17 protein-coding genes, 1 pseudogene and 2 other annotated features are annotated in these 23,344 nt (G+C 34.3%); of the genes and pseudogenes, 12 read left to right on the top strand and 6 right to left on the bottom strand.

The window, feature by feature from the left end:
• Positions 1 to 10: 10 nt before the first annotated feature.
• A complete protein-coding gene (locus BAU28_RS22050; protein ID WP_071719989.1) occupies positions 11 to 1,096 on the bottom strand; it encodes a DUF418 domain-containing protein in 1,086 nt (361 codons plus the stop codon).
• Positions 1,086 to 1,682, bottom strand: a complete 597-nt coding sequence (locus BAU28_RS22045; RefSeq protein ID WP_071719988.1) for a TetR/AcrR family transcriptional regulator — start codon at positions 1,680 to 1,682, stop codon at positions 1,086 to 1,088. Before BAU28_RS22045 ends, BAU28_RS22050 begins: the two co-directional genes overlap by 11 nt.
• A gap of 328 nt (positions 1,683 to 2,010) precedes the next feature.
• Between BAU28_RS22045 and BAU28_RS22040 the strand changes: the two genes are divergently transcribed.
• On the top strand, positions 2,011 to 3,522 hold the full coding sequence (locus BAU28_RS22040) for a M36 family metallopeptidase (protein ID WP_071719987.1): 1,512 nt from the start codon (positions 2,011 to 2,013) through the stop codon (positions 3,520 to 3,522).
• A 105-nt stretch (positions 3,523 to 3,627) separates the two neighbouring features.
• Here the strand turns inward: BAU28_RS22040 and BAU28_RS22035 are convergent, their stop codons facing one another.
• Positions 3,628 to 4,107: a hypothetical protein gene (locus BAU28_RS22035; RefSeq protein ID WP_025149358.1), complete on the bottom strand. Its 480-nt coding sequence runs from the start codon at positions 4,105 to 4,107 to the stop codon at positions 3,628 to 3,630.
• Positions 4,108 to 4,187: 80 nt separating this feature from the next.
• On the opposite strand from BAU28_RS22035, the pseudogene BAU28_RS22030 reads away from it, so the two are divergent.
• From BAU28_RS22030 to BAU28_RS21980, 10 genes and pseudogenes are all read left to right on the top strand, one after another.
• Positions 4,188 to 4,925 (top strand): annotated as a pseudogene (locus BAU28_RS22030) (UDP-N-acetylmuramoyl-tripeptide--D-alanyl-D-alanine ligase); the annotation flags it as partial.
• A 134-nt stretch (positions 4,926 to 5,059) separates the two neighbouring features.
• Positions 5,060 to 5,272 (top strand) — a binding site (T-box leader).
• A gap of 105 nt (positions 5,273 to 5,377) precedes the next feature.
• On the top strand, positions 5,378 to 6,676 hold the full coding sequence (gene aspS / locus BAU28_RS22020; protein ID WP_071719986.1) for an aspartate--tRNA(Asn) ligase: 1,299 nt from the start codon (positions 5,378 to 5,380) through the stop codon (positions 6,674 to 6,676).
• A gap of 201 nt (positions 6,677 to 6,877) precedes the next feature.
• Positions 6,878 to 7,642: a vWA domain-containing protein gene (locus BAU28_RS22015; RefSeq protein WP_002171724.1), complete on the top strand. Its 765-nt coding sequence runs from the start codon at positions 6,878 to 6,880 to the stop codon at positions 7,640 to 7,642.
• Between the two features lie 11 nt (positions 7,643 to 7,653).
• Positions 7,654 to 8,427 (top strand): hypothetical protein, encoded by a 774-nt coding sequence (locus BAU28_RS22010; RefSeq protein ID WP_071719985.1) that lies wholly within the window; start codon positions 7,654 to 7,656, stop codon positions 8,425 to 8,427.
• A gap of 27 nt (positions 8,428 to 8,454) precedes the next feature.
• Positions 8,455 to 8,817 carry a ubiquitin family protein gene (locus BAU28_RS22005; protein WP_071719984.1) on the top strand — a complete coding sequence of 121 codons (363 nt, stop codon included), beginning with the start codon at positions 8,455 to 8,457 and terminating at the stop codon, positions 8,815 to 8,817.
• 32 nt (positions 8,818 to 8,849) lie between these two features.
• Positions 8,850 to 12,860: a type VII secretion protein EssC gene (gene essC / locus BAU28_RS22000; RefSeq protein WP_071719983.1), complete on the top strand. Its 4,011-nt coding sequence runs from the start codon at positions 8,850 to 8,852 to the stop codon at positions 12,858 to 12,860.
• 119 nt (positions 12,861 to 12,979) lie between these two features.
• Positions 12,980 to 13,252 carry a WXG100 family type VII secretion target gene (locus BAU28_RS21995; protein ID WP_071719982.1) on the top strand — a complete coding sequence of 91 codons (273 nt, stop codon included), beginning with the start codon at positions 12,980 to 12,982 and terminating at the stop codon, positions 13,250 to 13,252.
• A gap of 82 nt (positions 13,253 to 13,334) precedes the next feature.
• Complete coding sequence (locus BAU28_RS21990) at positions 13,335 to 16,007, top strand: tetratricopeptide repeat protein (protein WP_071719981.1); 2,673 nt, start codon at positions 13,335 to 13,337, stop codon at positions 16,005 to 16,007.
• 22 nt (positions 16,008 to 16,029) lie between these two features.
• Positions 16,030 to 18,858, top strand: a complete 2,829-nt coding sequence (locus tag BAU28_RS21985) for a hypothetical protein (protein WP_071719980.1) — start codon at positions 16,030 to 16,032, stop codon at positions 18,856 to 18,858.
• 70 nt (positions 18,859 to 18,928) lie between these two features.
• Positions 18,929 to 19,363, top strand: a complete 435-nt coding sequence (locus BAU28_RS21980) for an SseB family protein (protein WP_071719979.1) — start codon at positions 18,929 to 18,931, stop codon at positions 19,361 to 19,363.
• 222 nt (positions 19,364 to 19,585) lie between these two features.
• Here BAU28_RS21980 and BAU28_RS21975 read toward each other — a convergent pair whose 3' ends face one another.
• The 3 genes from BAU28_RS21975 to BAU28_RS31090 form a co-directional block, all read right to left on the bottom strand.
• Positions 19,586 to 19,843, bottom strand: coding sequence for a hypothetical protein (locus tag BAU28_RS21975; protein ID WP_071719978.1), 258 nt, complete (start codon positions 19,841 to 19,843; stop codon positions 19,586 to 19,588).
• Positions 19,844 to 20,222: 379 nt separating this feature from the next.
• Positions 20,223 to 20,612, bottom strand: a complete 390-nt coding sequence (locus tag BAU28_RS21965) for a hypothetical protein (protein WP_071719977.1) — start codon at positions 20,610 to 20,612, stop codon at positions 20,223 to 20,225.
• A 53-nt stretch (positions 20,613 to 20,665) separates the two neighbouring features.
• Complete coding sequence (locus BAU28_RS31090) at positions 20,666 to 21,475, bottom strand: hypothetical protein (RefSeq protein WP_116500446.1); 810 nt, start codon at positions 21,473 to 21,475, stop codon at positions 20,666 to 20,668.
• Between the two features lie 153 nt (positions 21,476 to 21,628).
• Positions 21,629 to 21,877 (top strand) — a binding site (T-box leader).
• Between the two features lie 117 nt (positions 21,878 to 21,994).
• On the opposite strand from BAU28_RS31090, the gene BAU28_RS21955 reads away from it, so the two are divergent.
• Positions 21,995 to 23,335 (top strand): sodium-dependent transporter, encoded by a 1,341-nt coding sequence (locus BAU28_RS21955; protein WP_071719976.1) that lies wholly within the window; start codon positions 21,995 to 21,997, stop codon positions 23,333 to 23,335.
• The last annotated feature ends 9 nt before the right edge of the window (positions 23,336 to 23,344 follow it).

The raw sequence follows: 23,344 nt of genomic DNA, 5'->3' as shown, positions 1-23,344 counted from the left end.
TGAAGAGAAATTATCCGGCTAAATTTCTCATAATCCATTCGATAGGGCCTCTAGAAAATTTCTTTCTCCATAAAGTGCTAAATAATACACTGAAAATGAAAAATCCAGTAGCAAATAATAAAACGAAAAGTAGTGTTTGATGTTCCATCTTATTTAATAGAATCAATGTCCCAATACCGATAAATACATGGCTTACATAATGAGTTAATGTGAGTTGGCCTGTTTGTACAATGGCCGTAATAAACCAATTCTTTTCATATTTTTCAGCAAGATGGAGGCAAATTATTAATATAGCAATAGCAGATCCTGTAGCTGATGCGACGTATAATATATTGGGTAAAATGGGTCCTGTGTCAAACAAAAATGTAGATGATTCTTCACCAATGTATGGGATAAATAGCTGTGTTAATACTTTGGATAATAGCTCTATAATTACGGTTGTTGTTATACCGAGTAAGAACAACCAATGTCTAATTTTTATATTATGAAGATCTAACCTGCCAATTATCATACCGATTAAGAAGAATGAAAACCATGGGAAAATAGGGTGATAGCCATTAAAGAATAAGTTGCGAAGGAATCCTTTTACTGTCCAAAAGTCTATATAGTTTATAAATGGAGTAGAGCCTCCCCATCCTTCGAAGGCATTAAAAGTAAGTTGGAGATATTGTGCAGTGAGTAGAATAATGATAGAAAGCCATATTAATATAGTTCTTCGTACAGTAATTAGTAATGCAGCAATGAAAAGATAAACGCCATAGTAGTGTAATATATCCCCCGTCCATTCCATTACGTACAATAATAGTCCTAAAATAAATAAGAATAGTGATCGTTTCCATATCATTTTTCGGCTATTACTAATTTTTATTTTCTCGTGGCTAGCAAAAGATGACTTAGTCATTAAAGTTATGCCAATCCCAGCAAGTATAACAAACAAGGCAGAAGCTCTACCTTCAAAAAGTGACATAAAGGTTTTTAACAGAGGAGGACCATTTCCTTCCGCCCCTGTTATCACCATGAAATTAACTAGTAACATTCCAAACATCGCCCAAGCTCTAGCAAAATCTAAGCCGATAATTCGTTTTTTACTTTTCATAAGAATCACTTCTTTCAAATATGCTGTTAACAGCTTCAATCCATATTTGTTTATAATCCATATTTATATCAAACATCATATAACTTCCGATATTATCAAGTACTAACGCTAACATATGAGCTTTTGAAACTAGATTTTTATTTTGAATGAGTTGAAGTTCATTTGCTTTTATGAGGAGTGATTCAAATCCGTTTAAATATTCTGTTTGCACAGTTAGTAATCGATCTTTGTACATATCGTTTCTAGAAGAAAGTAAAACATATTCTTGCAACACACGATTAAAATAAGGATCGTTACGTTGTTCATCAATCATTTTGAATCCAATTTCAATACATTTCTCAATAAAATTTTCATGCGTAAACTCTTCTGTATGGAAAAAAGAAGAGAATTGCATTGCTTTGCATAATTCATTAAAAATACCTTCGATTAATGCGTCTTTAGATTTAAAGTAGTAATAAATAGATGGTTTGGCGATACCAACTTCTTCAGCAATCATCGTGTAAGTTGTTTTAGCGATACCATTCTCAGCGAATAAGCGGTAACTCGCCTCAATTATCGAAGAGAGTGTTTCTTCACTTTTACTCATAATAAATCCTCCTAATAAAAAAGGTTACATAAATCGTATCATTCATTAATAATATTTTCAACCTACCGTTAGGTAAAAAACAGCCTGTTTTTTAATACATTAATTTAAAAAGTACATGGTTAAGGGAATTAATAAAGAAATATATTTCTACATTATTTTTCTCGTTTTACACATAAATATTGAGAAAATTTCACTCACCTTAAATGTAAAGGTAATATATTTGCTCATATAGAATTACTCGTAGATTCACTTTATTTCGTTACTTGTGGACAGTAATAGCCTTATAGGAATGGGGTAAAGGTTTCAATTTATTAGGGGGAGTGGTTTTATGTTAAACAAAAAAATGGTGGCAATGGCAATGACTGTGCCATTAGTAATGGGGACAATTTCTACTGTTTCAGCACTTGAAAAACAACAGGAAGTAAAGTTAGAAGCTTATTCACCACAGAAAAAGGCAATTGAATATTTAAAAGGGAATGCTGATCAGTATGGATTAAAGCCAGACCTTTCAGACTTACAATATATTTCTACAACAGAAACGTCAGTAGCTTCATACGTTAGGTTTCAACAAGTAGTCAATGGTGCTCCTGTATTTTCAAAACAAATAACAGTTACTCTTAATGGAGAGGGAAAAGGAGTGCTGGCAGTTTCTGATTATCAGTCTGTTAAAGGTGTAAAGGAAGTAACGAACAAGATTAGTGAAAAAGATGCGGAACAAAAATCAATGGCGTATGTTGGAGGAGAAAGTGAGCAAAATCTATGGGCTCCTACAGAGAAAGACTTCGGTTATATTATTGAAGAGGGAATCGCTATCCCAGTATACAAAGTTGTAGTCCATTCTAATAATCCATTTGGTGCATGGGAAACATTTATTGATGCGGAAAACGGAAAGTTAATTAAAAAGGTTGATATAAATCGAAAAGCAGAAGGAACTGGGAAAGTATTTTTACCTAACCCTGTCGTATCAAGTGGTAGTTTAGCAGGGTTAAAGGATAATAATGATGCAGATTCTACAGCGTTAAATAATCAACTAAAAACAGTTACTTTAAAAGGTCTAGATGGTACAGGATTTTTAATTGGGGAGTATGTCACGATTTCTTCAAAAGCGAAGACGAAATCTACAAATCTACAATTTAACTATACACGTGCAAATGATAGTTTTGAAGATGTTATGTCATATTATCATATCGATACATTACAGCGTTACATTCAAGGATTAGGCTTTAAAAATATTAATAATCGTTCCATTAAAGTGAATGTAAATGGTACAACTGATGATAATTCATTCTATTCTCCATCAACGAAAGCTTTAACTTTCGGTACTGGCGGAGTAGATGATGCAGAAGATGCTGGCATTATCGCACATGAATACGGGCATTCGATTCAAGATAACCAAGTACCTGGATTCGGAAGTTCAGCAGAAGGCGGAGCGATGGGAGAAGGATTTGGTGATTTCTTAGGCGCAACGTATGAAGATGCGGTATCAACGACGGGTTACGGAAAAGCATGCATTGGAGAATGGGATGCGACTGCTTACTCTAGTTCAGATCCAACGTGCTTACGCCGATTAGATAATAATAAAGTATATCCAAAAGATATAACAAATGAAGTACACGATGATGGGGAAATTTGGGCTCAAGGTCAATACGAAATGGCACAAGCTTTTGGACGTGATGTAGCAACAAAAATTATTTTACAATCACATTGGTCATTAACACCAAATGCGAAATTCCGTGATGGAGCAAAAGCGATTAAGCAAGCAGATGCTCTTTTATACGGCGGACAACACGCAGCTGAAATTGATCGTATTTGGACGGCGAGAGGAATTAGTACGAATTAATATAAAACGTCGTGGCATTTATAAGCCACGACGTTTTTGATTTGTTTAAGGACCGGTACTAGAAAATTTATTTATATCGGCGATAATGTAAATATATCAACAAGTTTACTTTGTCGCTTCTTTAAAAACAAAATGCTCTTTAAACTTTCTAGCTTCAACTTTTTGACCGTTTCTCATAGAGCGGAAAGGATGTTCTTGCCACGTAATGATAACGTCAACCTTATCGGCTTTTGTAGCAACAGGGAAATTAGCGTGTTCAAATCCAGTTTTTCCGCTTGCTAGACGACTTTCTTTTAGGGAAAAGAGTTCATATTTTGTTTTCGTATTTGGTTCATTGCGGAAGACTTCAACTTGTACGTTATATACTTCGCTTTTCCCAAGATTTTTTACAGAGAAATGATATGTTTGAAATACACCTTTTTTAGGTTGCAACAATTTTTCACCCGTTTTTTTCACTTCATCAATATTCACTTGCCATTGATTGGAGTTTTGAGAGACTGGTAAAGAGTTTGGGGAATAAGCATACGTTTCATTAACTGCAACTATGCATAACAATAGGAAAAAGAAACTAATCGTTTTTCTCATATGCACACCTCCGCTATAAAATTTATATTAATATGTGTAAAAAAAATAAATTTATGTAATAAAATGGAAAGAGTGATAGTGTGATTCAAATTAGTTTGAAAGAACTTGAAGAAGTAGTAGATGGTGAAGGGCTACATGAGTTGTTTTATAAATTAGTTGCAGTGGGAGTGTCAATTGATTCTAAAAAAACTCAAGAGGAAAATTTGTTTGTACCAATTATACGTGTAAAAGATGGGCATGATTACGTACAAGAGGCAATGAGGAATGGAGCAGTTGCGTGCTTATGGAAAAAATCTCACGGTGATCCACCAAAAGGAATACCGATTATATTTGTAGATGACACGCTATTCGCGCTACAACAATTAGCACGATTTTACCGAAATGAACTTAATGTGAAAGTAATCGGAATTACTGGTAGTAATGGAAAGACAACAGTAAAAGATATAATAGGGACGATTTTAAGTACAACTTATAACGTACATAAAGCGAAAGGTAATTTAAATAGTCAAATTGGATTGCCGTTAACGATTTTAGAAATGAAACGAGATACGGAGTTTTTAATACTAGAAATGGGAATGAGTGAAGAAGGGCAAATTCGAAAGTTATCAAATATAGCGCAGCCGGATGTAGCGATAATTACAATGATTGGACAGTCTCACTTAGAAACGCTTGGATCAAGAGAAGGAATTGCGAATGCTAAATTAGAAATTATAGACGGATTCAAAGAAAAATGTTTATTTTTATATAATGGTGATGAGCCATTACTTTCTCAAAATAATAAAATGCTAGGTATAGAATATAAGTCATTTGGTGAAAAGGATATTGTATTATTGAAAGGCTCTCGGGGAATGGCTTTAGAGGAGATTGTGCAAAGATGGATGTAAAAAATCAGAACATATTGAAAAAAAGGCTTGCGTTTTATAAAACAAAGAGATAGAATACTCTGTAAATATAAAAAGTGATGATCTGGAAAAGTACATGATGCAAGGGTCTACAGAGAGCAATCGGTTGCTGGGAAGATTGCGATACCGCATGATGGAAAGACACCTGTGAGTGTTGCTTTGAACGTGATAATTAGTAAAAGCAAACGGTACCTACCGTTATCAGGACTAAGATGGTCAGTATGACAATTTGGGTGGTACCGCGGAAAAAATCCGTCCCTATTTATAGGGGCGGATTTTTGTATTCTTTTAAAGGGGGTGAGTGACCGTGGATGATGACGATGACAACAATAATGTAAATAAATATAAAACTATTGGAGGGAAATATAATGGATCAAATAATGAAGCGTTCACTCACGCGAGAATGTACAGAGTATATTGGAAAGGTTGTATTACTACAAGGATGGGTAAAAAAAATCCGTCATCTTGGCAATGTTAGTTTCTTATTATTAAGGGACCGAACGGGAGTTATTCAATGTGTATTAGAAAACGAGTTAGCTGGATATAAAGTAGATGTTGAAAGTGTCGTTCAAGTTGTTGGTGAAATAGTAGAGACAACGAAAACAGAATTAGGCGTTGAACTACTTGCACATGAAATAAAAGTATTAAATGGTGCAGAATCACTTCCATTTGAAATAAATAAAAAGAAGCTACAAGTTGGCTTAGATCAACTGTTGAATGAGCGGGTAGTATCATTAAGACATGAACGAATCGCGGCGATTTTTAAAGTGAAATCTACACTCGTTCAAAGCTTTAGTGAATTTCTAGTAGAGAACGATTTCACACGTATATTTACTCCGAAAATTGTCTCACAAGGGGCAGAAGGAGGAGCGAATGTTTTTAAGCTTCCATACTTCCAAAAAGAAGCGTATTTAGCACAATCACCACAGTTCTATAAACAAATGATGGTAGCAGGAGGCTTAGAACGTGTTTTTGAAGTTGCACCTGTTTACAGAGCGGAACATCACAACTCTTCCCGTCATTTAAATGAATATATATCGTTAGACGTAGAGCTTGGATTTATTCATGATTTTCATGAAGTGATGGAATTAGAAACAGATGTTTTACGATACATGTTTCAACAAGTAGGAGAAACATGTGAGAAAGAATTACAACTATTACAAATAACAGGACCTGTCATTGCAGAAATTCCTAAAATCACATTATCAGAAGCACAAGAAATTTTGAAAAGGAAGTATCGAAAAGAATCTCCTGTAGGGGATTTAGATACAGAAGGTGAAAAGTTACTAGGGAAATATGTAAAGGAAACATATAATAGTGAATTTGTTTTCATTACGCATTATCCGAAAGAAGCGAGACCAATGTATACGATGCCGAATAAAGAGAATCCATCTATTACTGATTCATTTGACTTATTATATAAAGGATTAGAAATAACATCAGGGGCACAGAGAATTCATCATTATGATATGTTACTTGCTTCTTTTAAAGAAAAAGGATTGCATCCAGAGCAATTCCAATCTTATTTAAATACGTTTCGATACGGATGTCCACCGCATGGCGGATTCGGAATTGGATTAGAAAGAGTTGTGTATAAATTTTTAGAATTAACAAACGTACGAGAGGCGAGCGCTTTTCCGAGAGATTGTACGCGCCTTATACCATAACATTAGAACCCTTCTATAATATAGAAGGGTTCTGTGCATTTCGACATAAGTTAGAGGGAATAATAATGGTTTTTTGTGTGAAAATATGTAAATTATATCAAGAAAAAATTATAATGAATTGAGAAAAAGAAAATTCATAAGTTATAATAAAATATGAATATAAAAATAGTTCATATAATAATGTATGGAAGGGTATGAAACATGTTATATCAAACTCAAGCAACACAACAAACACCAGCTTATATAATCTATCTTCTGGATGTAAGCGCATCAATGAATCAAATGATGGATGCAGGCGGAGAAGAAAAAAGAAGAATTGATATTGTAACGGATGCTCTTTCTTTAGCGATTCGCCAAATGGTATTTCGTTCAACTAAAGGTAGTCGCTTACTTCCAAGGTATAAGTTATCTATTTTAGCTTATAGTGATCATGTTTTTGATCTATTGGGTGGTGTGAAAACAATCGACGAAGTAGCAAGACTGCGCCCACTAGATAAAATCCAAACGCATCGCTTAACTGATACAGCAAAAGCTTTCTCTGTAGTGGAGAAGTTATTGCAAAAGGAATTACCAAATTTACAAGATGGACCAGCTCCTGTTGTCTGTCATATGACAGACGGTGCTTCAACTGGTGAAGATCCAGAATTAATTGTACGAAGAATTATGGATATGTCTGTACCTGATGGGAATGTACTAATTGAAAATATATTTATTTCGGATGAAATTATGCAAGAGCAAATTACTAGTATAAAGAAATGGCAAGGTATTATGCCAAATACAGAAATTGCGGATGAGTACGGAGCAAAGTTGCAACGACTTTCATCACCTATCCCTCAAAGCTACCGTGAGATGATGACTGAGCATGGTTTTCATATTGCGGATGGTGCGGTGATGATGTTTCCTGGCACAAATGCGGATTTAGTATCACTTGGGTTTCAAATGTCCGCTGCAACGCCGGTTCGATAGGAGGGAGAAGTATGGTGAAATTTATCCTGTCGCAAGAGAAAGAAACGGTATTGCAAGAAAAGAGAAGCAAACATTTTACTTATCGATATAGCTATGTAAGAGCTAAAGAAACACAGGATTTAAATGAGAGTGGACAAGACTTTCTAGCATTACAAGATAATGGAACTAGTTTCATATTTGTGTTATGTGATGGTGTAGGAATGTCTTTTCAGGGGGAAATCGCTGCGAGATTTCTTGGTATGAAATTATTAAACTTATTTGAAATATTTCCGGAAACGAAACAGGATATTTCTATTCTATTAAATGAACAGTTGGCAAAGTGGAAAGAAGAAGCGTTAGAGGAAATAAGGTCTTTTCAATTGCCAAAAGAAACACCGTGGTTACTTCGCGATGTATTGGAAGAAAAGAGAAAACAAGGTAGTGAAGCTATGTTTATTGGTGGGAAAATAGCGCTCACTCCAAATCAAGACAAAGCCCATGTAACGATAGTTACACATGGTGATTCATTTGTACAATTGTTTCAAGAGCAGAAGGGTTGCTTGAATGTAATGAAGTTTGAGAGAAATATAGAGAAAAGATGGTCTACACATCGTGGTATTATTGGTGGCGAATTGGAGGTTTTTTCAAAGACATTATCCAGAGAAGAAGTAAATCGGATTGTTATTCATTCAGACGGACTAATGTCGCTAATGCAGTATAAATTTGAGGAAGTCTTAAAAGAAATCGAGAAGGCGCAGTACTCACCGACAAGCGATGATATTTCATTCTTAGATATTTCTTGGTAACAACATGATGGAAAAAGGTGAATAAACGTGGAAGAGATTATTGTGACGTACATAAAACAATCGAATGAAGAAATAGATATTGCAATTCCTAATGATGTAAAAACAGTACAAATTATTGAAGCGATTTTACATCATGAAAAAATAGATGAAGCATTAAGCGGTATCTATGAAATTAGAGTAGCAAAAGATAAAGAAGAGTGGCGTTCTATTCGGAATGATGAAACTTTACGAGATAATGATGTTTGGGATGGACAATATGTAATGCTATATAAAAAAGGGGCAATTATTCCTTCTTTTGAAATGCTATCGGCAGAAGAAGTTTATAACGAACCTATTAAATCAAATATATCTTCTAATGAAGAAGATTATGTATGGAAAATCATTGAGTAATAGTTTTTGGAATAGGGAAGGAGAAATGTTTCGTGCAAAAATCACCATATTTTCAGCGCTCTCCGCGTGTGAAAGTAGACATACCAACAGGGGATGTTATTATTCATGATCCACCGAATATACCAGAGGAGCCGAAATTTTCAATTGAAACGATGATATTGCCAGCGGCGATGACAATTTTGACGCTAGTATTATATTTTGTGATGATGAAGGTTATGAAAATGAATTCAAGCTATATGCCGCTTATGATGGTTTCTAGTATTCCTATGTTAGGGTCATATATATTTACATCGATGGGGCATTTACGTAGAAAGAAAGAACATCGTCAAATGGTTGAACAATTGCAAACAAGATACTTAGAGCAAATTCAAAAGCGCCGAGTGGAATTAGATACGTTAAAGGTTGAACAAGCAAAGTATTTAATTACACAAAATCCAAGTCCATTAAAAAGTGTGCAAAGAATTGAAAATCAAGAAAGTAACTTATGGGAGCGAACACCCGAAAGTCCGGATTTTTTAGATATTCGTATTGGAACGGGGGAAAGACCATTCCTTGTAGAGTTGAAAGTGCCTGAGCAGAAAGGCTACGAAGAAAATCCATTAGTTACAGAAGCACAAAATGTGAAAAGGGATTTTACTACAATTCCTAATGGACATATTTCAATCTCTTTGAAAAAAAATGATGTAATTGGTGTAGTTGGAAATAAAGAGGATAGGTTGAACTTTATTCGAATTGTAACGACGCAAATTATGACACATCATGCGCCAAATGAAGTGAAAATAGCAGCCTTTTATCATGAGAAGGAGAAAAAACAATGGGATTGGATGAGATGGCTTCCTCATGTATGGGATGAGCAGAGAAGTATGCGTTTTCTATCTGAAAATCAACAAGACGCTCAGAAATTAGCTGAAGCGTTGTTCACACCACTTAATATGCGTAGAATTTATAATTCCTCTGCACAGGCGGATGCGAAAATACCTTTAATCCCAATGTATGTCTTTTTCTTATCCGCGAGAGAATTTTTAGAAGATGATCCTCTAATTCCAATGTTACTTAGAGAAGGGGAAAGTGTCGGAGCATCTACGTTTATATTTGCAGAACAGAGAGAACGATTGCCGATGGAATGTGATCTTGTTATTAGCTTAAACGGAGAAAATGGTGAGTTAGTAGAAACATTTTCAAATTCAGCTGAAAATAGCGGGACAACGCGCGCTAGTTTTAAAGTAGATCGGCTTTCATTCGAAAGATGTGAATTAGGAGCGCGAAGCATTGCTCCAATTCGAATGAAAAGTTCTACAGCAGCTAACATACCGAAAGTATTAACATTTTTGGATTTGTTCCAAGCGAAGAAAATGGAAGAGTTACAGGTGTTAGAGAGATGGGGTGAAAATCGATATCCGACTTCATTACCGGTTCCAATCGGTGTAAGAGAAGGAAGTAAACCTGTTTTTCTAAATATTCACGATAAAATTGAGAAAAAAGGACATGGTCCGCACGGTTTAATGGCTGGTACAACAGGGTCAGGAAAAAGTGAAGTGATTCAGTCTATTATAGCAGCATTAGCGGCTACCTATCATCCTCATGAGATGGCATTTATGCTTATTGATTATAAGGGTGGTGGAATGTCAAACACATTTGCAGGGCTACCACATATTATTGCATCAATTACAAACTTAGAAGATCCAAACTTAATTGAACGTGCAAGAATTTCGTTAAAGGCGGAATTAGAGAGAAGACAAAAATTGTTTATTCAGGCTGGAAATGTTCAACATTTAGATGAATATTATGAAACAAGCTGGCGTGAAAAAGAGCCTTTGCCACATTTATTTATTGTCATTGATGAGTTTGCTCAAATGAAAAAGGAGCAACCGGAATTTATGGATGAACTCATAAGTGTAGCTGCAATAGGAAGAACGTTGGGAGTCCACTTATTATTAGCTACACAAAAACCTTCAGGGGTTGTGAATGATAAAATTTGGAGTAACTCACGTTTTCGAATTTGTTTACGTGTACAAGATGACGCAGATAGTCGCGAAATGTTAAAGATTCCAGACGCATCAAAAATAAATGTACCTGGACGAGGGTATTTACAAGTTGGTAGCAATGAAATATTAGAATTGTTCCAATCCGCATGGAGTGGAGCTCCATATAATCCAGATGAAGAGAAGGTTCTTGATATAGTTGACTTTACAGAAGTTAAGCTTTCGGGTGAAAGAATAAAAGTGAAGAAGCGTCCAAAACGAATGACAAATAGCCCAAAGCAATTACAAGCTTTTATTCAATATGTACAGAACGTATCCGAAAAAGAAAATATTACAGCTTTGCCAGGACCTTGGTTAGCACCTTTACCAGAGAAACTATTATTAAATCAATTCTATGAAATAGAGAATTGGAATGCGGATGTATGGAAGCAAAGAGAAGATGAATTGCAGTTAACGGTAGGGCTAATCGACGATGTGGCAAATCAAGCGCAGTATCCTTTGAAATTAGATGTTCAAGAGGGGCATTTAAATATTTACGGTATGCCAGGTACAGGAAAAACGACTCTATTACAAACAATTATCATGTCTCTGGCATTGTCTCATACACCAGAGGAAGTAAACTTCTATGTGGTTGATTTTGGTCGCATGTTTTTAGACTTTAGAGAATTACCACATGTGGGTGGAATTGTACAAGAAGACGAAATGGAAAAAATGCAACGGTTGTTTAGCTATTTGAAGAAGGAAGTCACATATCGAAAAGAATGTTTTTCTGATATGGGAGCAAAATCTTTCGCGATGTATAACCGAATGGTAGAAACAAAGATTCCAGCTATTGTCGTAATGATAGATGGTTATATTAGGTTCCGTAGTGAGTATGAGAAGGAAAATGCAGTCTTTGAGCAATTATTACGTGAGTCAAGTACGTACGGTATTTATTTTCATTTATCACTCAACCAAACAACTGATATGTTTGACCGTGTTCGTAACAATATTCCAATGGCAATTTCGTTTGAATTGCAAGATAGAACAGAATATTATAGTTTAGTTGGAAGACCAAACTTCCCGTTAATTGATGTACCATCTGGACGTGGTTTAGCGAAAGGGCAGCCCCCAGAGCTATTCCAGGCAGCATTGCCTTTCATTGGAGAAAATGAATTGGAATATTCTAAGCAATTAAAAACAATTATTCAAAAAATGAATGGAGCATGGACTGGAGAGAAAGCAAAATCAATTCCAATGGTTCCGAAACAGTTGTTTGTTGAAGACATGCTAGAGCAATCAGAATCATCGCAAATTTGTGCAGGTATCGAAACAGAAGATATTCGCTTGCAAAACTTTTCATTGGAGGAAATGACAAATATTTTCATTGGTGGAAGAATTGAAGGTGGTAAGACATCTTTATTACAAACACTGATTTTTTCTCTTACCTATCAACATGCACCTGAAGAAATTGAATTACTCATGATTGATCTAAGCGAAAAAACAACGGGTATTTTGGCTCTTGGAGAATTACCTCATGTTAAAAAGCGAATTACAGATGGAATGCAATTAAAAGAAATGTTAGATGAGCTGCTAGAAGTAATAAATAACAGAGAAGTGGTCATGCCGTCTTTAAATCCAAATGAAAAAATGAAGTTTCCATATTCGAGGATTATTATTGTTATTGATGATATTGATCAAATGCTGGCGTTATTATCTACTGATTTTGATGCGAAAAATAAAATAGAGCAAATTGTTCAAAATGGAAGAAATAAAGGGATCCATTTTGTTGTAGCTGCTACAACTTCAAGTGTAACTAATTATTCACATGAAAAATGGTTTGCGGAAATCAGAAAACGAAGCTTTAGTTATTTATTAGGCACTACGCAAAATAATGATGTGTATTTCTTTAATATAAAGCTCAAGCATACAGAAATGGATCAAGAGTTTCAGAGTGGGGAAGGATATTTTGTACGCAGGCAACCTATGAAAGTAAAATGTGCTTTTACGCCACTACATTTACTACATGATTTAATAAAAAAGATTGCTAGAAAATGGTCAGAATCGACAGAAAGAATATAAAGCTGGTGTAATTTACAAAAAAATAGTATTTTTTTGTAAATTACCCCTTTAAAAATAGAGTGAATATAGTTTATAATCTAATTGTTATGATATTAATAGATTGAAAGGGGAAAAGCAGGATGACAGAAATTAAAATTACACCTGAACAACTTGATCAAATCGCTGGACGCTTTACAAACGCAGCAGCTGAAGCTCAACAACAAATCAATAACCTTGGAAATGAAATTCAGAGTTTAGAGGGACAATGGTCTGGGGCAACACAAGATAAGTTCAGAGCGAACTTTGAAAGTGCTAGACAAGAAATGCAAAAATACATTCCGATTCTAGAACATATTTCTACTGATTTGAAAAACATTGCTACTAACTTCCGTAACGCGGATAGCTCATATTAATAGCAGAACAATTGCAAAAGACCAGGAGCTATTGTTCCTGGTCTTTTCTTTAAAAATCGTCATATGAGAGCAAGGGGATAAAATGGGATTCAGGCCAGAAGTAGGAGAAAAAATTGTTTTAAATAAAGATGCGTATCATTTTTCAAAGCATCCAGCAGTTATTGGAATTGATATGCCATATGGGCAAGAAGGTAGACAAGGAACGGTATATCAGCTACAACATGAAAATAGTGTAGAACGAATAGCATTAAAAGTTTTTAAGGAACGCTATCGTGATGAAAAACATCAATTAGTATTTTTGAAACCACTTTCTTCCTTAGCGGGTCTTAAAGTATGTTCACGCTACATTGTTACAAAAGAAGAACATACATCTGTAATTGAAAAGTCAGAAGATCTTGCGAATAGTATTGTGATGCCTTGGATTGAAGGGCCAACTTGGGCTGATATTTTACAAGAGCAACGAATGCTATCAAAGCAACAATGTTTTTTTATTGCAGAGGCATTTCTAACAACACTTAAAATAATGGAAGAAAATGAGATTGCTCATAATGACTTGTCATCTAGTAACGTACTAATACCTTTTCTAAGTGAAAATCCTATTGAAGGTCAACACCGTATTGAGCTTGTTGATGTTGAGCAAATGTATGGACCAAAAAGTAAAAGACCTTCGCTGTTACCGGCGGGTTCAGCTGGCTACGCGCCAATGTTTTTAAAAGGTGGAGTATGGCAAAAAGAAGCGGATCGTTTTGCTGCATCCGTTATATTAGGTGAAATACTAAGTTGGTGTAGTGAAGAGGTTCGAAATAAAAAATGGACAGATGCAAGCTATTTTAAAACCGAAGAAATGCAGACAGAATGTGAAAGATATGCATTACTTCAGCAAGTATTACATAATCAATGGAATGGGGAAATTGCACAGTTATTTAAGCAGGCATGGAATAGTAAAACTTTTGCAGAATGTCCAAGCTTTGCACAATGGCACGATGCATTTAATAGTGCAAGAGAGATAATAAAAATTGATACAGAAAAGCAGTCAGAACAAGAACAGTCTCTTTTTGTATCGAAATGTTTGGAAATTGCAAGATTATTAGAAGAGAGAGGATTTAAGCAAGCGGCATTATATGAATATAAAACAATTTTCAATTCACTTAATCCATCAACTGCTCTAAAACAAGAACTCGCATATATCATTCAAACAATAGAGAGTCAAGAGCCTGGAATAAACCCCAAAAAGGTGCTGCAAAGTTATTTGGAACTAGCTACTGAATTGGAGAGAGAAAACAATGCAGAATTTGCTTGTTTCGTCTATTCACGAATCGTACAATTTCCAAACATTGATCATGCGTTAAAAAAGGAAATTGAAAGCATTATTGAGGAGATAAAAGAAGAACAAGAAACATCATTTACAGAAGCAGCAGCTACAATTACAGTTCCAAATAGCATTCTACAGAGCCGGAAACAAACAAAAAAACAAGTTGAATATGATATAGATGATGAAATTTTAAATGCAAAAGCATCGAATCAACCTCTTACATTAACGCATGAACAAAAAGAACCGTCTGCCTTTTCAAAATGGTGGAGCAAAAATAAAAAACGTATTTTGATCATTGGTTCAATTACAATTGTCGTTATAGGTGGTGCTACGGCGTATTACTTCTATACAACGAATGCTAAATATCAACACTTTATGGAACAAGCAAGGCAAGCCTATCATGATAAAAAATATAAACTTGCAGAAGAGGCTGTTGGTCATGCAATTGCAGTGAAAGGAAAAGACGAAGCACATCTTCAATTAGCAACAATTTACGTTGCTGAAGGAAAGAATAAAATTGCAATCGACTATATTACCAAATTAATAAAAGATAGAGAAATTGATAAAGAAAATAATGAAGCCGCCTATTTATTAGCTTCAGCAAATTTCCGCATTGGAAAATATCAAGAAGCAGTTCCGAATTTCGAACTAGCATTAGCGAATAATGCAAAAGGAATTGAACCGTATAAAAAAGATGCAATGAGAGATTTAGCTGTAAGTCATATGAAAATGAAAGAATTTGAAAAAGCGGAAGACGTTATTGTCAAAATGAGCACGAAAACAAATGAAGATAAGGCGATTGTTTCGTATTTAAAAGGACAACTAGCCACGGCAACTGTGCAGTTAGACAAAGCTGAATCGTTCTTTAAAGAAGCTATTACACAAGATTCAAAGAACGCTATATATACAATTGAACTTTCAAACTTATATGTGCTTTGGAATAAAACAAATTTAATTGATAGTGCGAAAAAAGAAGCGAATTATCAACAAGCATCTCAAGTATTACAAGCTGCAATCCAAAAGGATATGAAAAATATAGAGTTACTAAATCAACTAGGAATTGTATATTATGAAGCTGGTCAATTTTACGAATCGCGAGATGGTGGAAAAAGTAATGCTGCGTATCAACAAGCATTAGAAGCTTACAATCGAGTTGTCAACAGTGGGACCCGAGATACAAATACACTTGTGAATATAGGGATTTTATACGATAAAGTGGGACAAGGAAATGAAGCCGAGAAATTTTTCGCAGAAGCATATTCGCAAAATGATGAAGATCCACATGTGAATTTTGCATTTGGGATGTTCAAAATTAAACAGAAAAAATATGAAGAAGCGAGCCGCTTCTTAAGAAAAACAGTACAAGCAAATGAAAATGAAACTGAAGTAAGAGCAGCACAAGAAAAACTAACAGAAATGAAAACAAACGGCTGGATTCAATAAAGATGGGAAAAGGGGAAAATGCATGGAAGAGAACAATAATAATTTAGGGATAAAAGTTGCTATATCAGTAATGTCAGCAGCTTTACTTGGAACATCAGGATATCTTGTGTATGACAAAGGCTTTAGCACAGCAGGAAGAGAAACCGTAAAACTAGCAAGTAATACAGAAGAGAAAAAAGATGATCGTATTACAGGAAGCAATTTACAGTCTATGTTCCCAAATTTAGTTGCTGATCCTACAAAAAAAGATGATAAACCTGGCGAAAAACCAAACGTTAATTTAGCAGACCTAATCGGAAATAATAAATCACCAATTACACCAGTGACGTATAAGCCAGATGATGTGTTGGTGGAAAAGAAAGATCCACTAATTAAATTATCAGATGCACCAACGCTACCAACGCCACAAAAGCCGGAACTGCCAACTAATATGGGTGGGCCTGTGGCGGAGCCGGGAAAGGTGAATGATAATAAACAGCAACCCAATGTACAAGAAGGAGACGGGCAAAAACCAGACACAGGTACAAAACCAGATACAAACACAAAACCAGACACAGGTACAAAACCAGATACAAACACAAAACCAGACACAGGTACAAAACCAGATACAGACACAAAACCAGACACAGGTACAAAACCAGATACAGACACAAAACCAGACACAGGTACAAAGCCAGACACAGGTACAAAACCAGATACAGACACAAAACCAGATACAGGTACAAAACCAGATACAAAACCAGATACAAAACCAGATACAAAACCAAAACCAGATCCAGAACCAACATACCCAACAATTACAGTATCACCAAAAACGGGTGATGTTTTAGTTGAGTGGTACGCTGGAAATGGAGAACGCTACTCATCTGTATTCTTTAATGATTATTATGCCAATCAAAAAGGGCAGGATTTAAATGCATTAAATACTTTGACGAACTATGATAGCAAAAAGGAAGACTGGGCGCTTGTTAGCCAATTGAATACACCATCAAAAGCACAAGCGGTAGCCGAACATAAGCTAGCATTAGATAATTTGGAACAAATTTTGGGAAGTGGTGACTACTCAAATCATAGAGAGTTATTTTATTTGCGTAATCAAATCAATGTACTGAATGAATCGGTTAGAACACAAGAAGAGTTACAAAAATATTTAAATGAAAATAAGAAAACTTACATTAAATTAGTAGCGGAAAAAGTGTATCAAACGGCAAAAGATGAAGAAAGTGTTTGGTTAAATAAAGGGGATATAGCATCTTTAGAACAAGCTTTAAGTAAATTTTATTTAATCACCTCGGTGTTTGAAAGTGTAGATCCTAAATTAGTAGAAGGTGCGAATCAACATGTAGAGAATATTTTCAACACACTATTACAAGAAGAATTAAGGAATCTTAAAATTGAAACACCAGTAATGGAGTCTGCAACTGAGACAAAAGAAAATACAAGCCTAGCAAAAGAAGTTGCTAGCAGTAATAAAGGAAAAGTGGTTAAAGAAGATAATACGAGTAAAACTGAGGTAACAGGTATATCTAGTGAGAAAGAGCTAAAAGACCCATTAACTGCAGGTGTCAAAGAAAGCAAAGATAATAATAAAGATACAAATGGGCAAATGAAACCAGAAAAACCAGAAAAACCAGAAAAACCAGAAAAACCAGAAAAACCAGATCCGATTAATCAGGCAATTGAGCAAGTTGAAGCATATTTAAATCCTGAAAGTCTACATTATGAAAATGCTTTACTAGTAGCAAATAAATGGATTGGTGAGGCAACAGGTGAACAAAAAGAAAAATTAAATCAGCAATTTAGTACAGCCGTAGAGGGACTTCGAGGACAACTGAAAGATCCTAATCTTTCAGTGGACGACGCTTTAAAGAAAGCAAATTTATTAAAAAGTACAGCAAGGGTAGAAAAATCGATTCAAGATGAAGCTAATAAAATGTTAATGCCACTTATGTTTGAAAGAAAAGCAAACGAAGCTGCAAATAAAGGAGAATATTATACAGCTGTATTGAATATTGCAAATGCAATTCGTACAAAACACCCATTGGAACGCTCAAGAGAAGAAATGGTTAGTTATGCGAATAAATTATGGGAAAATACAGAGAGCCAATGGAATGAAATTAATGGAACAACAGGATGGCAAAGTGAAGTAGGGAAAACTGTATTACCATCATACACATTACTGGCACAGCTAAAAGATATCGATAAGGCTATTGGACAAATTAGCGGTATGAGTATGATTGATAGTGCATCGAAAAAAATGGAGGGAATTCAACTTATCCAAATAGCGAGTGATGAGGCGAATAAAGGAGGACAAACGAGTCTTTATAACGCTTTACATTATTATGGTCAAGCGGCCTCCCGTGGTGTTATTGAGAAAAAAGGATTTTCTAATGTTGTTAATCTTGTAATAAAAGAAGCACAACAGTTAGAAGAAACTAAATATCGATCAGCTTTAAACATTTATCAGATTGTATATAAAACACCAGGAATTGAAGAAACAGGGGTTAAAGATGGAGTGAAAGTGGCAATTGAGTATTTGAGCACATTTGAAGCTGCGAATATAAGTGGGAATAAAGATACGATTGAAGATTTAGCTTCGGCAATTGAATTAACTTATCATTCTATGGAACTAGGATATCAGCAGGTACCTGCAAAAGAATGGATGAATACGGTAGCTGTAAAATTGTTTAAAAAAGGTGCAGGATATATGTCGACAAATGATACGAATAATGCATATAAATGTTTTGAATTTTTAACTCGTCAAAAATATGCAACCACAATTGATGGGAAAATAAGTGAAGAGGCAATGAAGAAAGTAAACGAAATTAAAGCTATGAACGTTCAAAAATAAATAGATGTAAAGTTCGCCATCTTACCCTAGGTAAGGTGGCGAACTTATTTCAAATAAGGAGTGAAAATTCATGAGTTTGCTAGAAATTTGTCCATTAGATGAGGCATTAGTGGAAGCGTTGCAGAACGAAGAAAAAAGAGGACACTTTTACGAGATATTACAGAAATCAAATTTATACGTTGTTGCTTCTGTTGAAGGGGATACAAATGTAGATGAAGAAGGGAATTTGATTTCTACTGATAATACACAATTACAAATTCATTATTTTGAAATGGAAGAAGGATTAATGTTACCACTGTATTCTGATTTGAAACATTTAGAAATGGTCATTCCTGAAGAATGTCCGTACGTCTCTATGAATGCAGTTGAGCTATTGAAAACGATAGATTTAAAAGCGAATGTAATTTTGAATCCGGGAACAAGGTTTCAAAAATTATTTGTAAAAGAAGAAATTGAAGCGATTTGCGATAACAGTATTTTTGATGTTTTCTCTAAAAAAGAATAAGTAAAATTGATGTAGTTCTATTTCTTTTTGGTATAAAGTAGAGGAAGGTGGGGGAAGGTTTGGAGATTAAAGTCAAACCTGAACAACACGAACAGATAGTAAATAATAAAATACAAAATATACAAGTAAAATCTATGTGAACATACACTAACTCGCTAATTTTACGAAAAAGAAACTGGCTCTTTATTTGAGCCGGCTTTTTTTATATACTCGTTTGTTTTGCTATACTCCGTATGTCATTTCTTCCAAAAATTCTCCACTATTTCTAAGACATATTACTATCCTAGAAATCGCACAATTAAAATAATGCTTTGTTGTTCCGATTGATTCTTCTGGAACAGGTTCTAAATCATAAAACATTTCCTCTTTTTTATGAAAATACATTTCCCCAACTTTTTCTGGTGATTCTGATGGATAATATTGATATACAACTATCTCCTCATCTTCAAATTCTTTATTCATTGTGATATGAATTGCTATAATTTATCTCCTCTATTGTTTATTCTTTATCTATTTTAGGTATCTTCCAAGGGCGACCTGATCTTAAAATTGTATCATATGCTGTTTTATAATCTATTTTAAAAATCCCTTCAAATCGAGGTGCAAATTATTCATGTTCAAGTAATTTCATATCATTTTCATGATGTAATAATTCTATATCACTTGGAAGGCGTTTACCTGACTCCAAGCGTTCTGTGCTACTGTCATAGGATAATAAATTCTTTAACATAAAAAAAAGACTAACGCCTTTTATATCAGTGTTAGCCTTCATTATTACTATAATATATATTTGATTTTTACTTTGGTTATATCTCACTACATTATAATAGCTATGCCGTAGTTGTGTATTTAGTTCCTATTATAAGTTGGTATTAAATATCTTAATTGAAGTACACTGTATTTCTACCCATACATTTGATATATCTTGCTCAATTCCTTCTAAATCAATTAGTACTACACTATCATAAATATTTAGTGACGCTAAGTCATCCTCGCTGTTATAATCTAGCTTAGCAATTACTTTAATGCCCTCATCATTCTGAATAATTGCATTAGCAGTTTCATCTGAAAAGGCTATATTTGTATTCCATATAAATTCATCATCTATATCTATTTCTACATTATAGTTTTCATTTTTTGCTGGCTTATCACCATCCCACTCAGCGATAAATTGATTGCTAGCTACTTGAACTAATGCTTTATATCCATCTAATAATTTTTCTGATATATCTACTATTTTAACATTCATTGTTTATTACTCCTTTTTTTAAAAATGAAAGTTTATCGAATTTTTATAGTATGTTATGAATTTTTTGTAATAAACTTTCTTTTTAAAGGATGCAGGGGATTTCTTTTTTCGTTCTTTTCCTTCGCTAAAACACTTAATAAAAGCGAGTTTTCCATATAATTTATATCTTTTTCCAATACATTTTGCATTCCGGATAACATCATGTATACAGCTAAAATAACGATAGTGAAAAATAAAACGGGGCCGAATGCTACCCAAGGTAAATCATTTAAAAACTGATGATTGTGACCAAGTAAAACAAGTGTACCAGCAACGTTAAATGATATGGTTTGAAATAGTGCTAAATTCAGTAATAAAACTAAAGTTTGCAGCATTTGTTGATTAATCCAAATGACAAATAGCTGTACACAAATGACGAAAAATAAGTCTGGCAACGCCTCTAGTACGTGCAAAATTTTAAGAATAATAGTTTGAATGTGTTTTGGAAAGTAAAATGTAAGAATTGTAAAAGTAGTAGAGAGGAGTATGGCAATAAGAAAAGCGCAAATCATAATAATTAATGTATGGTTATATGATTCTAGTAAGTATGGAAATAGGTCTCGATCCGGTGATTGAATCCCTGCATTGCTGATTTTGTAAGTAATTGTTGTAGGGTGAAATAAAGAAGAGATTACATTTAATATCGAATCTAAATAGTTACTCAAATTAAATTGTAAAGTTGGTGTTGGTTGCATTGCTAGTGAATTTGATGAATTTGGAGATTTACCAAAAAACAATTGTGGCAAAGAACAAATCGCAATAATACCAAAGATGATGAAAAATGAGCGGATAATAAAAAAACATCCATTCTTTAAATATGACATAATGTATTTTCTCCTTACAATTTATATTTGTAAATATTTTCTATAAGTATTTATAAAAATCCTTTTCGACAAAAAAGTAATATATATCTTGACAGTAACAAATATAAACGATATACTTCATATTAATTTCAAAAGAAAATATATTCTAAATATTAAAATGTGTTGAATAGGAGTAGTAAGGTCATGTATTTGTGCAGAGAGCTATGGGTTGGTGCGACATAGTCAAATGACATCCTGAACTCGCCTAGGAGCAGTAAGGTGGAACGGAATCACATTCTTAGTAAATCTTAACGGTTAACCTTCGATATTAGGTTTGTAATCAAACGATTACTACTAAGGTGGATTCAAAATGGAATCAATAAGGGTGGTACCGCGTTAAGTAAATGGCTTAGCGTCTCTTTATATAAAGAGATGCTAGGCCATTTTTTATTATATAGAGGAAGAAATGGAGGGTTTATTTGGATTGGTATATTAAATTTAATTATTTATATAAAATGATTTAATTAGGAGGAAAATGGGATGAAACAGACGGAGCAATGGACTTCGAAATTAGGTTTTATAATGGCAGCAGCAGGATCAGCAATTGGACTTGGCGCAATATGGAAGTTTCCTTATATCGCTGGGAAGAGCGGGGGAGGAGCATTCTTTTTAATTTTTATATTATTTACTGTATTAATTGGACTACCGCTACTTATAGCTGAATTTATGATTGGACGCAGTACACAGAAACAAGCAGTTGGAGCATTTAAAAGTATTGCACCAAATACAGGATGGCACTGGATTGGACGTCTTGGCGTTGGAACTTGTTTTATATTACTTTCGTTTTATAGCGTTGTAGGTGGCTGGGTATTAATCTATTTATTTAGGGGAGTAACAGGACAGCTTATTACTCCGGGACAAAATTACAGTACATTATTCACTGAAACAATTGGAAATCCAATTTGGGCTATCCTTGGTCATTTTGCTTTTATGTTTATTACGATATGGGTTGTATCAAAAGGTGTACAAAATGGGATTGAAAAAGCAAGTAAATACATGTTACCAGCGTTGTTCGTTTTATTTGTAGCTCTTATTATTCGTTCATTAACACTTGATGATGCGATGAAAGGTGTGAAGTTTTTCTTACAACCAGATTTCTCAAAGATTACTTCAGAAAGTATTTTGTTCGCAATGGGACAATCATTCTTTGCGATAAGTATAGGGATTTCGATTATGGTTACGTATAGTTCGTATTTAAATAAAAAAGAAAGTTTACCAAAATCGGCAATAACAATTGTTGGATTGAATTTATTCGTTTCTTTATTTGCAGGACTTGCTATTTTCCCAGCAGTATTTTCATTAGGAATGGAGCCAACAGAAGGACCTGGATTACTATTTATCGTATTACCATCTATATTTAGTCAAATTCCATTCGGTGGAGTATTCTTAACAGTATTTCTTGCGCTGTTTACATTTGCGACATTAACATCGGCATTTTCTCTACTAGAAACGGTCGTTTCAGCATTAGCAAATGGTGAGCAAGAAAGAAGAAATAAACTATCATGGATCATCGGTTTCTGCATTTTCCTAGTAGGTATACCATCCGCGTTATCATTTGGAGTATGGAGTGATATTACGATTTTTGGTAAGAATATTTTTGATGCAGTAGACTTCTTATCTAGTAATATATTAATGCCACTTGGAGCATTGTTTATCAGTATTTTCGTATCGTTTAAAATGGAGAAAAAGGTATTAGAAGCAGAATTTTATGTAGGTGGAAATTATGGAAAGAAAGTATTTACTTGTTGGGTATTTTTACTTCGATTTGTAGCTCCCCTTGCGATAGTCATCGTATTTTTAAATGTAATAGGGATTATTTAAGTTGAAATG

The sequence above is a fragment of the Bacillus paramycoides genome, from assembly GCF_001884235.1.
Lineage (GTDB): Bacteria > Bacillota > Bacilli > Bacillales > Bacillaceae_G > Bacillus_A > Bacillus_A paramycoides.
The sequence above is the reverse complement of the archived record's forward strand: the minus strand, read 5'-3'. Positions and strand labels throughout refer to the sequence as shown.